This window comes from Bacillus sp. EA-CB0995, assembly GCF_055814245.1.
On sequence record NZ_CP169269.1, the window covers coordinates 1,848,239 to 1,860,858 of the forward strand.

Below are 12,620 nucleotides of genomic sequence, written 5' to 3' on the forward strand. Positions count from 1 at the left end.
TGAGAAAGGGGATTCGATATGGTAGAGCGTGATGAAATGAAAAATGAAGAAAAAGAGGCCGAGACAAAAGAAAAAACGAAAGAAGCTTCTGTGCTAGAGAAAATTCAGCAACTTGGACAGACGAATGTCCCGCAATTAAATGAATCGCGTATTCATTGTTTAACGATTGTAGGGCAAATTGAAGGGCATGTACAATTACCGCCGCAAAATAAAACAACGAAATATGAACATGTTATTCCTCAAATTGTAGCAATTGAACAAAATCCTAAAATTGAAGGGCTATTAATTTTGTTAAATACAGTTGGAGGAGATGTAGAAGCTGGGCTTGCAATTTCTGAAATGATTGCTTCGCTTTCGAAACCAACCGTATCGATTGTTCTTGGTGGAGGTCATTCAATTGGTGTGCCGATTGCTGTGTCAACAGATTATTCATTCATTGCAGAAACAGCAACAATGACGATCCATCCTATTCGTCTTACAGGTCTTGTGATAGGTGTTCCGCAAACATTTGAGTATTTAGATAAGATGCAAGAGCGTGTCATTCGTTTTGTCACAAAGCATTCAAAAGTAACAGAAGATCGTTTTAAGGAGCTAATGTTTGCGAAAGGGAATTTAACACGAGATATTGGTACGAATGTTGTAGGTGGAGATGCGGTGAAATATGGTTTAATTGATGATGTTGGAGGGATTGGCCAAGCGGTCAAAAAATTAAATGAATTAATTGACGCAAAAGCATCATCTGAACAAAGCGGGGCGTTATTACAATGATTTTATATACCATTATGCCAGAGCAACTCGTGTATCCAATGGATCATACAGAATTTGCAAGGCAGAAAATTGTACATGTAGATGGTATTGATATGGTTGTTGAAATGGGGAATGAAAATGATTATTCTGTTGTACGAGTATTAAGTACAGATCCCCAGCATTTTTTACAATATGAACCGGGGCAGAAAATATCCTTTTCGTAAAAGCAGGATTTTGTTTATGAGCTATGGTATAATATAAAAAACAAGAAGGTGGAGCAGCCGTGTATAGGCTGCTTTCTTCAATTTATCCCGCTATTCTCGGGGAATTATCACCTGCTTCAAGATTTTAAGAAAACAAAGAAGATAGGATTGGGATAATTTCCCGTAAAATCTCGATTGGTCGGGCTAACGATGTGAGGGATGAAAACCCTGCATTCATGGAGGTTTTACTTTATTCGTATTCGGCTTTAAATTATCCACTGATAAGATAATGTGAAGAAAATTCACTGCCATTAGAGCGGGATTGAAACTACACTTGTTTTACAAAAGTTATATTTTGAATTGGAATTTGAGGTGAAGAAATGGCAAAACAAAAGCAAAGAGGGACGAAAACAAAAGCAAGACGTACCATAAAGCCAACTTTGTACTACGAAATCGTCGGTTTGGCTCTTTTTGCGCTCTCCATCATTACAATTATGCAGCTAGGTGTTGTCGGAAAAGCATTCGTGCTATTTTTTCGCTTTTTCTTTGGGGAATGGTACATACTTGGAGTACTCGGAGTTATTGCTCTTTCTATAGCGTTTGTTATAAAACGAGAGTGGCCAAATTTATTGCACAAACGATTGATTGGTATATATTTAATCACATTAGCTGTGCTCATGTTTAGTCATATTACATTAGTCAACCTTCTAACAAAAGATGGGGCGGTACAAAGTTCATCTGTTATTGTGACTACGAAAGATTTGTTTTTTCATGAAATGAAAAAAGGAGTCGACACGGTTCATTTAGGCGGAGGGATGTTTGGGGCTATTATGTTTGCGACATGTTACTTTTTATTTGATGAAGTTGGCGCATACATAATTGGAATGATTCTCATTTTACTTGGTGTACTATGTATTACAAATAAACATATAGGCGAGGTGCTTGCACCGATTGGGCGAATACTCAGAGGGCAATTTGAATCGATGCAAGGTGATTACAAAGAGTGGCAAACAAAACGTGCTGCTGAGAAAACGGAAAAGAAAAAGACCGTTCGTACGCGAAGTGAACGTCATGTGCAAGAAGTGCCGGAGTTAGAAGAGAGTGTAGAAGAGGTTGAAGTAGTGCCGCCGATTATATCAAACTTTACTGAAAACTATACAACACCAGATCCAATAAGAAATGAATCGCTTACTTCTGAAACAAATCTAGAAGAATCTCTGCCTATGCAAGAGGAGCAACCGAAGCGGCAGAAAGGTGGGAAAATTGTTGAATCTCTTGCTGGAGAGACAGCGGCGCCACCAATGCATTTTTCAGATGTTGAAAATAAAGATTATAAGTTGCCTTCTTTAGAACTATTAAAGTTTCCAAAGAATAAGCAAGTGACCAATGAAAATGAAACGATTTATGAAAATGCACGTAAGTTGGAACGAACATTCCAAAGCTTCGGTGTGAAAGCGAAAGTAACAAAGGTTCATAGAGGACCAGCCGTTACAAAATATGAAGTGTATCCTGATATGGGAGTTAAAGTAAGTAAAATTGTTAGTTTAAGTGATGATTTGGCATTAGCTTTAGCGGCAAAAGATATTCGAATTGAAGCCCCAATTCCTGGGAAATCAGCTGTTGGGATTGAAGTGCCAAATTCAGAAGTTGCAATCGTTACTTTAAGAGAAGTGTTAGATTCGAAAGCGAATAATCATCCAGAAGAAAAGTTATTAATTGGACTTGGGCGTGACATTACAGGAGAAGCTGTATTAGCCCGTCTGAATAAAATGCCTCATTTACTTGTAGCGGGAGCAACTGGTAGCGGAAAGAGTGTATGTATAAACGGAATTATCACAAGTATCTTAATGCGCGCTAAGCCGCACGAGGTGAAACTCATGATGATTGATCCGAAAATGGTAGAGTTAAATGTATACAATGGTGTTCCGCATTTATTAACGCCTGTTGTAACAGATCCGAAGAAAGCATCGCAGGCGCTAAAAAAAGTTGTCAATGAAATGGAGCGTCGCTATGAATTGTTTGCTCATAGTGGAACGCGTAATATTGAAGGGTATAACGAGTATATAAAGCAACATAACGAACATTCTGAAGCGAAGCAACCCGAACTTCCTTATATTGTTGTTATAGTGGACGAGTTGGCAGATTTAATGATGGTTGCTTCTTCCGATGTAGAGGATGCGATTATGCGTCTTGCACAAATGGCACGTGCAGCTGGTATTCATTTAATTATTGCAACGCAGCGTCCATCTGTGGATGTTATTACTGGTGTTATTAAAGCGAATATTCCATCGCGAATTGCCTTTGCAGTTTCTTCTCAAATTGATTCAAGAACTATTCTTGATACAGGGGGAGCAGAGAAATTATTAGGACGCGGTGATATGCTGTTTGTACCAATTGGTGCTTCTAAACCAGTTCGTGTGCAAGGAGCATTTCTATCAGATGAGGAAGTAGAGAAAGTAGTAGAATATGTTGTTACGCAGCAAAAAGCACAGTATCAAGAGGATATGATCCCGCAAGATGTACCAGAAACAACGCAAGAAGTAGAGGATAGTTTATATGATGAAGCAGTTCAGCTTGTTGTCGATATGCAGACAGCGTCAGTTTCTATGTTACAGCGGAGGTTCCGTGTCGGGTATACGCGGGCGGCACGTTTAATTGACGCGATGGAAATGAATGGTATCGTGGGACCGTATGAAGGAAGTAAGCCCCGTGAAGTATTAGTAAAAGATATTCAAGAGAAAAGTTCGTAATAAAGTGAAACTTCCATCAGCCGGAGAGGCTTTATTCCCTGCTGATGGAAAGCCCGCCCAATCGGGCTCTTATGGGCAGTTATTCCCCATCTATCTTCTTAGCTTTCTCTAAATCTTGGGGTGGGGGCTTACTGCCCGTTAGTGCGGGATAAAGTGAAAATTTCATGAATGGGGATTGCCTGTTCATGTGAGATAAAGAAGCCGATTAGAAACACTTCTAGTCGGTTTCTTTATTAAATAAAAATGACAACGCTTACTAATGTTGTGTTTCGATGAGAATACGAATGGTTATATATTTTTTTATTTCAACGTTCGATTTTTTTATTGGATTGTATTGACAGTAATCATATCAAGTGGTACGATTACTTCGAAATCAAAATAAACCTCATATAATCTTGGAAATAAGGTCCATAAGTTTCTACCTAGCAACCATAAATTAGCTAGACTATGAGGAAAAAGTGTAAATACAAGGTGTATCATAACTTTGTCCCTGACTTTTTCAGCATATGAGAAATGTAGGTGTACAAAGTTTTTTTTATGGGTTAAAGAAAGAAAATTTAACCTAAAAAAATTATTAGCATTTATTCGACAAATTGCAATTTTCTTATTTTTATTCAGGGGCATCCATGGTATATTAATTGTGGAAAAAAGAGAAAAGAGGTCTTACATCAGAGGTCGAATAAGTGAAGTGCGAGGGGAGTCTTATGTCAGTAAAGTCAGATAGTCGACATTTGTATTTACGAGTGATTGACCACATTAAAGAAAAGATTAAAAACGGGGTGTATAAAGAGAAACAAAAGCTACCATCCGAATTTGATCTAGCAAAAGAGTTAGGCGTCAGTAGAGCGACATTACGAGAAGCGCTTCGAATCTTAGAAGAAGACAACGTTGTTATTCGCAGGCACGGTGTAGGGACGTTTGTAAATGCAAAACCTTTGTTTTCTTCAGGAATTGAACAATTATCTAGTATTACAGATATGATTGCTAGTGCAGGGAAAGCGCCAGGTACAGTGTTTTTATCATCATCAATAGGCAATTTAACAGAAGAAGAAAAAGAGAAGTTTCATAGTGAAGATGATTTTGAAACACTTATGATTGAACGCGTTCGTACAGCAGACGGGGAACCTGTTGTATATTGTGTTGATAAGTTGCCAAAAGAAGTTCTTCCTGATTTGTCAGAATACAAAGAAGAATCATTACTTACTGTCATTCATAAAAACACAAATAAACGCATTACGTATGCTGTTGCTCATATTGAACCGCTCGGTTATCATCCGAAGATATCGCCGATTCTAGAGTGTGAGCCAGAAACAGCACTACTTGTATTAAAGCAAATGCATTATGATCAAAATGATGAACCAATTTTATATTCTATTAACTATTTTCGAGCAGATAAATTTAGCTTTCACGTGTTAAGAAAACGGATGTAAAATGTCCCCTTTTTAGGGGGGTGACAGCAAGAAAACGGGGACATGGTCATATAGGTAGAATGATACATATTTTAGGAGGGGTTTCTAGTATGAAGAAAAAAGCGGGGATTTTATTATCATTAACGTTAGCAGCAAGCACGATGTTAGGAGCTTGCGGTAACACTAATAAGGAAAGTGACAAAAAAGAGGGAAAAGGAAATAATAACTTTAAGGTTGGTATGGTTACAGACGTTGGTGGAGTAGATGATAAATCATTTAACCAATCTGCTTGGGAAGGTTTAACTGCATTTGGTAAAGAGAATAAGTTAAAAGAAAACGAAGAATATCGTTATCTGCAATCTTCTAAAGAATCAGACTACGTTCCTAACCTAACAAAGTTTGGGAAACAAATTACGACTTGACATTCGGAATTGGATTCTTAATGCAAAAATCAATTGAAAAAGTAGCGGGTCAATTCCCAAAAAATCAATTCGCGATTGTTGATGCTGTAGTAAATAAACCGAACGTAACAAGTATTACATTTAAAGACCATGAAGGTTCTTTCCTTGTTGGTGTAGTGGCAGCAATGACAACGAAATCAAACAAAGTTGGCTTTATCGGTGGTGTAAAGAGTCCATTAATTGAAAAATTTGAATCTGGTTTTAAAGCTGGGGTAAAAGCAGTAAATCCGAACATTGAAATTGTATCTCAATATGCTGAAGCATTTGATAAGCCAGAAAAAGGTTCTGTATTAGCTTCTGCTATGTACGGCCAAGGCGTTGACGTAATTTATCATGCATCTGGTGCAACGGGTAACGGTGTGTTTACAGAAGCGAAAAACCGTAAGAAAAAAGGTGAAAATGTTTGGGTAATCGGTGTTGACCGTGATCAAACACAAGAAGGTATGCCAGAGAATGTAACATTAACTTCAATGGTAAAACGTGTTGATGTTGCAGTGGAAAAAGTTTCACAAGAAGCAAAAGATGGTAAATTACAAGGTGGTAAAACAGAAGAGTTTGGCTTAAAAGATGATGGTATCGGGATTGCAAAAACAACTGATAACGTGAAAAAAGTAAATCCAGAGATTTTAACAAAAGTAGAAGATTATAAAAAGAAAATCATAAACGGTGAAATTAAAGTGCCATCTACTCCAGATGAGTACAAAACATATGAGGCTTCTCTTAAAAAATAATGTTAGAGAAATAGCAAAGGTTAGTTCTTAGAACTAACCTTTGTATATATAAAGAACTTTGTCCTGTCAAGGAGGAATAACATGGAATACGTAATTGAGATGAACAATATTACAAAAGTATTCCCGGGGATTGTAGCGAATGATAATATTACGCTGCAAGTGAAACAGGGAGAAATTCATGCTTTACTTGGAGAAAACGGTGCTGGAAAATCAACACTTATGAATGTTTTGTTTGGATTGTATCAACCAGAACAAGGAGAAATTAAAATTAAAGAGCAGCCTGTGAAAATTACGAATCCGAATGTAGCGAATGATCTTGGAATTGGTATGGTGCATCAGCACTTTATGCTTGTTCATAATTTTACAGTCACGGAAAATATTATTCTAGGAAATGAACCGAAGAAAAACGGTAAAATTGCTATTGATGAAGCAGCGGAAAAAATTAAAAAATTATCTGAGCAATACGGACTAGCGGTAGACCCATATGCGAAAATAGAAGATATTTCTGTTGGAATGCAACAACGTGTAGAAATTTTGAAAACGCTCTATCGCGGGGCGGAGATTTTAATTTTTGATGAACCTACAGCTGTATTAACACCGCAGGAGATTCAAGAGCTTATTCATATTATGAAAAAGCTTGTACAAGAAGGGAAATCTATTATTCTTATTACACATAAGTTGAAAGAAATTATGGAAGTATGTAATCGTTGTACAATTATTCGTAAAGGAAAAGGAATTGGTACGGTAGACGTTGCAAATACAGATGAAAACAAGCTTGCAGAATTAATGGTCGGACGTCAAGTGAATTTTAAAACGGAAAAGTCAGACGCCAAACCACGTGAAAATGTACTTACGATTTCTAATCTTGTTGTGCACGATGCACGTCAGTTACCTACCGTAAAAGGACTTGACTTAACTGTTCGTGGAGGAGAGATTGTTGGTATTGCAGGAATCGATGGAAATGGACAAAGTGAATTAATAGAAGCGATTACTGGTTTACGAAAAGTTGAGTCAGGCTCTATTACGTTAAGAGAGAAGGACGTGACGAATTGGCCAGTTAGACGCATTACAGAAGAAGGCGTTGGACATATTCCAGAAGATCGTCATAAACATGGGCTCGTTCTTGATTTTTCTATTGGAGATAATATGGTACTTCAAACATATTATAAAAATCCGTATTCAAAAAAGGTATTTTGAATTTTTCGAAAGTATATGAAAAAGCAAAGTCGTTAATTCAACAGTTTGATGTTCGTACACCGAGTGAGCATACACCGGCACGGGCGTTATCTGGGGGAAACCAGCAAAAGGCAATTATTGCTCGTGAAGTGGACCGTGATCCGGATTTATTGATTGCTGCACAGCCAACACGCGGTTTAGATGTCGGGGCAATTGAATTTATTCATAAAAAGCTAATTGAACAGCGTGATAAAGGAAAAGCAGTTTTACTACTTTCGCTAGAGCTTGACGAAATTTTAAATGTAAGTGACCGTATCGCTGTTATTTATGAAGGGAAAATTGTGGACATTGTGAATGCAAAAGAAACAAATGAACAACAACTAGGTCTGTTAATGGCTGGGGGAAAGAAGAAAGAGAAGGTGAATACAAATGGCTAAAAAGTTTTTAACGGAGCGAACAATTAATATGGTAGTACCTGTATTATCCGTTATTTTTGGTTTACTTGTTGGAGCCATTATTATGATTACGAGCGGATACGATCCAATCGCCGGCTATGCTGCATTATGGGATGGAATGGTTGGAAATCCACGTGCGATAGGGGAAACACTTCGAACGATGATTCCACTTGCTCTTGCGGGTTTATCGGTAGCATTTGCGTTCCGTACAGGTTTGTTTAATATCGGGGTAGAAGGACAATTATTAGTTGGGTGGCTCGCTGCTGTTTGGTTCGGTTATGCTGTTTCTCTACCAGCCTTTCTCCATATTCCATTATCGATATTAGTTGCAGCCCTTGCTGGCGGACTGTGGGGATTTATTCCTGGATATTTAAAAGGGAAATTCAAGGTAAACGAAGTTATCGTTACAATTATGATGAACTATATCGCGCTTTACGTAACTTATGATATTATTAAACGTTTTTTACATGAAGGAAATGAAAAATCGTATGATATACAAGCAAGTGCGTCTCTAGCTTCTTCTTGGTTATCATCTTTAACAGGAGGCTCTCGCCTGCACTGGGGAATTATTGTAGCAATTATTATGGCGATTATTATGTGGTTTTTATTAGAACGAACAACATTAGGTTACGAGCTCAAATCAGTTGGATTTAATCAACATGCCTCCAAATATGCAGGGATGAAAGTGTCGCGTAATATTATATTGTCAATGACAATTGCTGGTGCGTTTGCTGGAATTGGCGGTGCGATGGAAGGGCTTGGAACGTTCCAAAGTATGACAGCGATGTCTTCTTTTACAGGAATAGGATTTGATGGTATCGCTGTTGCTCTTCTTGGTGCAAATAATGCATTTGGTATTTTATTAGCAGCACTTTTATTTGGCGGTCTGAAAAGTGCTGCACCGCAAATGAACTTTGAAGCGAATGTTCCATCTGAACTAATTAATGTCATTGTTGCTTGTATTATTTTCTTTGTAGCATGCAGCTACGTTTTACGATGGGCACTTTCTCGTTTTAGCAAGGAGGGGAAATAAATGAGTTTCCTAGATATTGTAGCCATTCTTGTCACAGGTACGTTATATACAGCAGCACCGCTTATTTTTACAGCACTTGGAGGCGTATTTAGTGAACGTTCTGGTGTTGTTAACATTGCATTAGAAGGTTTAATGTTGTTTGGTGCGTTTGTTGGAGTTGTTACAACTTTATTAATGGGGGATACATGGGGAGCAATGACGCCGTGGATTGCGCTTATTTTTGCAGCGATTGGCGGGGGATTATTTGCACTTCTTCATGCGGTTGCATCAATTACATTCCGCGCTGATCAAGTTGTCAGCGGAGTAGCGATTAACTTTTTAGCGTTAGGATTAACAGTGTTTGCGATTAAAAAGATTTTTGGAAAAGGTCAAACTGATTTTATCCAATATCGTATTGAAAAAATTGATATTCCTGGCCTTTCTGATATTCCTGTTATTGGAAAAGTGTTTTTCTCTGATGTACCATTAACCTCTTATATTGCAATCATTTTAGCATTTGTAGTTTGGTATGTGATTTATAAAACACCATTTGGCTTACGATTACGTGCTGTTGGGGAACATCCGATGGCAGCTGATACAATGGGTATTAATGTTTATAAAATGCGCTATATTGCTGTTTGCTTATCAGGTATGTTTGCAGGTGTCGGCGGTGCTGTATTTTCAACATCTATCTCAAATAACTTTTCTGGCGCTACAATTACAGGCCAAGGGTTTTTAGCGTTAGCAGCAATGATTTTTGGAAAATGGCATCCAATTGGGGCTCTAGGTGCAGCGTTATTTTTGGATTTGCACAATCACTAGGCGTTGCAGGTGGTACAATTCCTGTTTTAAATCAAATTCCAAGTATCTTTTTAACGATATTACCATATGTATTAACAATTTTTGCACTTGTCGGTTTTGTTGGGCGTTCCGAAGCTCCGAAAGCGCTTGGAACACCATATGAAAAAGGAAAACGCTAAAAGCTAAAAAGCTCGCACATTAGTGCGAGTTTTTTTACATACAATAACGTTAATACATGAGAAAAGTTGCAATTTCTTTTGTGAAAACTGTATATTGAAGAAGAAAATTCCTTTTTAGAGGAGGTTTACCAATGGAGCTTATAAAACAAGAAACACATGAATTAGGTGGATTACGCCTACATATTATTCCAACAGAAAAATATAAAACGAATACATTTGTATTGCGCTTGAAGGCACCGTTATGTGAAGAAACAGTAACAGAACGGGCATTACTTCCTTATGTATTACAAAGTGCTACACAAACACACCCATCTGTTATTCGTATTCGTCAATATTTAGAGGAGTTATATGGCTCTTCATTAGCTGTAGATGTAAGTAAAAAAGGTGAAGATCATATTATTTCTATTTATATAGATGTTGCTAATGAAACGTATTTACAAGAAGCGCCCCCGCTCTTTGAAAAAGCACTTGCTATGCTTGCTGATATTTTACTAAGACCAGCAACAGAAGGTAATGGTTTTTTACAGACGGTTGTGGAAAGTGAGAAACGTGCGCTTGTGCAGCGTATCGAATCTACGTTTGATGATAAAATGCGTTATGCTAATGAACGCCTCGTCGAAGAAATGTGTAAAGTAGAGCCATATCGCTTAAGTGCAAATGGTCAAAAAGAGCGTGTTTCTGCTATTACAAGCGAGACGCTGTATCAATACTATAAAAAAGTCTTAGAAGAAGATGAAATGGATTTATATATTATAGGTGATATTGAAGCGGGGGCTCTTGACCTTGTGAAACAATATTTCTCTGTTTCTAAACGTGAGGCGAAAGAAAGAAATGTAATGTTGCATAAGAAAAATGAAGAAGAGCAAGAAGTTGTAGAAAAACAAGAATTAAAACAAAGTAAATTAAATGTTGGATACCGCACATATATTACGTATCGTGACGAAGACTATTTTGCTTTGCAGTTATTTAACGGTTTGTTTGGTGGTTTTTCACATTCTAAATTATTTGTTAATGTACGTGAGAAAAACAGTTTGGCATACTATGCTGCTTCTCGTTATGAAAGTCACAAAGGACTTCTGTTCGTGATGTCTGGAATTGAGGGCAAAAATTATGAAAAAGCTGTTACGATTATTAAAGAACAAATGACAGCGATGCAAAATGGTGATTTTACTGATGAGGAAATCGTACAAACAAAAAGTGTAATTAAAAATCAAATCTTAGAAACAATTGATACGCCGCGCGGTCTTGTAGAACTTCTGTATCATGAAATAATTGCAAATTATAATCGCCCTGTAGGAGAATGGTTAACAGGGATTGAACGGGTAACGAAAGATGCAATCGTGAACGTGGCTAATAATATCCAGCTAGATACAATTTATTTCTTACACGGGACGGAGGGTGTTTAAGATGGAAAGAATCGTGTACGAACAATTAAAAGAAACGCTATATTACGAGAAACTTTCGAATGGTTTAGAAGTATATATTCTTCCGAAGCAAGGCTTTAATAAAACGTATGCAACATTTACGACAAAGTATGGTTCGATTGATAATGCGTTTATGCCGCTTGGAAAAGATGAGATGCTCCGTGTACCAGATGGGATTGCACACTTTTTAGAGCATAAATTATTTGAAAAAGAGGATCATGATGCGTTTCAATTATTTAGTAAACAAGGAGCTTCTTCAAATGCATTTACATCTTTTACAAGAACTGCATATTTATTTTCTTGCACATCAAACGTTGAAACAAACTTAGAAACATTGTTGGATTTCGTACAAGAGCCGTACTTTTCTGAACAAACGGTTGAGAAAGAGAAGGGAATTATCGGTCAAGAAATTCAAATGTACCAAGATAATGCTGATTGGCGTTTATATTTTGGATTAATTGACAGCTTATATAGGAAACATCCTGTAAAGATTGATATCGCTGGAACAATTGATTCTATTAGCAAAATTACGAAAGATTTACTGTATGAATGCTATCATACATTTTATCACCCAAGCAATATGTTATTATTTATTGTTGGCTCTATTGACCCAGAGAAGACAATGGATTTAGTACGTGAAAATCAAGCGAAGAAAAATTATACCGCTCAATCTGAAATTGTTCGGTCTTTTGATGAAGAACCAGAACAAGTAAACGAGAAAAAAATGGTTATTACAATGCCAGTACAAACACCAAAATGTTTAGTTGGTGTGAAAACACAGGACTTAAAGAAAGAAGGAAAAGACCTGCTAAAACAAGAAATTGCCTTAACTCTTCTGTTAGATTATTTATTTGGAAAAGGTTCTACTCATTATGAGACGTTATATAATGAAGGTTTAATTGATGATACGTTTTCGTACGATTATACAGAAGAAAGCAGTTTCGGTTTTGCAATGATTGGCGGAGATACGAAACAGCCGGATAAGCTAGCGAAGCAAATAACTGATATTTTATTGCAAACAAATTATGATAAGTTATGCGGTGAAACATTAGAGCGTGTGAAGAAGAAGAAAATAGGTGGTTTTTTACGTTCGTTAAATTCATCAGAATATATTGCGAATCAATTCACACGATATGCATTTAACGGTTCTAGTTTGTTTGATGCATTATCTGTTTTGGAAAGTTTATCAATTGAAGATTTACAAACAGTCGCGAAGAGCTTTTTAAAAGAAGAAAGAGTAAGTGTTTGTAAAGTTCTTCCAAAGAAATAATG

At 37.0% G+C, this 12,620-nt stretch carries 7 protein-coding genes, 3 pseudogenes and 1 riboswitch; all 10 genes and pseudogenes read left to right on the plus strand.

The features are described 5' to 3' along the window. Positions 1–18 precede the first annotated feature (18 nt). The 10 genes and pseudogenes from ACEWFJ_RS09705 (at position 19) to yfmH (ending at position 12,618) form a co-directional block, all read left to right on the plus strand. Positions 19–768, plus strand: a complete 750-nt coding sequence (locus ACEWFJ_RS09705) for a ClpP family protease (protein WP_473691842.1) — start codon at positions 19–21, stop codon at positions 766–768. Further along, complete coding sequence (locus ACEWFJ_RS09710; protein WP_154711829.1) at positions 765–971, plus strand: YlzJ-like family protein; 207 nt, start codon at positions 765–767, stop codon at positions 969–971. The genes ACEWFJ_RS09705 and ACEWFJ_RS09710 overlap by 4 nt, the downstream gene beginning before the upstream one ends. 359 nt (positions 972–1,330) lie before the next feature. After that, positions 1,331–3,700 (plus strand): DNA translocase FtsK, encoded by a 2,370-nt coding sequence (locus ACEWFJ_RS09715; RefSeq protein ID WP_440602743.1) that lies wholly within the window; start codon positions 1,331–1,333, stop codon positions 3,698–3,700. A gap of 365 nt (positions 3,701–4,065) precedes the next feature. Then, positions 4,066–4,168, plus strand: a riboswitch (purine riboswitch). Positions 4,169–4,404: 236 nt separating this feature from the next. Continuing rightward, positions 4,405–5,130, plus strand: coding sequence for a GntR family transcriptional regulator (locus ACEWFJ_RS09720; protein ID WP_473691844.1), 726 nt, complete (start codon positions 4,405–4,407; stop codon positions 5,128–5,130). Positions 5,131–5,219: 89 nt separating this feature from the next. Next, a pseudogene (locus ACEWFJ_RS09725) lies at positions 5,220–6,301 on the plus strand (BMP family lipoprotein). Positions 6,302–6,382: 81 nt separating this feature from the next. Next, positions 6,383–7,914: pseudogene (locus ACEWFJ_RS09730) on the plus strand (ABC transporter ATP-binding protein). After that, the gene (locus ACEWFJ_RS09735) at positions 7,907–8,965 is read left to right on the plus strand and encodes an ABC transporter permease (RefSeq protein ID WP_098309719.1); all 1,059 of its coding nucleotides are present in this window, start codon (positions 7,907–7,909) and stop codon (positions 8,963–8,965) included. Before ACEWFJ_RS09730 ends, ACEWFJ_RS09735 begins: the two are co-directional and overlap by 8 nt. Continuing rightward, positions 8,966–9,924 (plus strand): annotated as a pseudogene (locus ACEWFJ_RS09740) (ABC transporter permease). It abuts the gene before it with no gap. Positions 9,925–10,055: 131 nt separating this feature from the next. Next, the gene (yfmF, locus tag ACEWFJ_RS09745) at positions 10,056–11,330 is read left to right on the plus strand and encodes an EF-P 5-aminopentanol modification-associated protein YfmF (protein ID WP_473691846.1); all 1,275 of its coding nucleotides are present in this window, start codon (positions 10,056–10,058) and stop codon (positions 11,328–11,330) included. Position 11,331: 1 nt separating this feature from the next. Further along, positions 11,332–12,618, plus strand: coding sequence for an EF-P 5-aminopentanol modification-associated protein YfmH (gene yfmH / locus ACEWFJ_RS09750; protein ID WP_473691848.1), 1,287 nt, complete (start codon positions 11,332–11,334; stop codon positions 12,616–12,618). Positions 12,619–12,620 lie beyond the last annotated feature (2 nt).

What these genes read in the sequence shown, in the direction of transcription:
- ACEWFJ_RS09705 (WP_473691842.1), top strand. Translation starts at nt 19, where the DNA reads ATGGTAGAGCGTGATGAAATGAAAAATGAAGAAAAAGAGGCCGAGACA.
- ACEWFJ_RS09710 (WP_154711829.1), top strand. Translation starts at nt 765, where the DNA reads ATGATTTTATATACCATTATGCCAGAGCAACTCGTGTATCCAATGGAT.
- ACEWFJ_RS09715 (WP_440602743.1), top strand. Translation starts at nt 1,331, where the DNA reads ATGGCAAAACAAAAGCAAAGAGGGACGAAAACAAAAGCAAGACGTACC.
- ACEWFJ_RS09720 (WP_473691844.1), top strand. Translation starts at nt 4,405, where the DNA reads ATGTCAGTAAAGTCAGATAGTCGACATTTGTATTTACGAGTGATTGAC.
- ACEWFJ_RS09735 (WP_098309719.1), top strand. Translation starts at nt 7,907, where the DNA reads ATGGCTAAAAAGTTTTTAACGGAGCGAACAATTAATATGGTAGTACCT.
- yfmF (WP_473691846.1), top strand. Translation starts at nt 10,056, where the DNA reads ATGGAGCTTATAAAACAAGAAACACATGAATTAGGTGGATTACGCCTA.
- yfmH (WP_473691848.1), top strand. Translation starts at nt 11,332, where the DNA reads ATGGAAAGAATCGTGTACGAACAATTAAAAGAAACGCTATATTACGAG.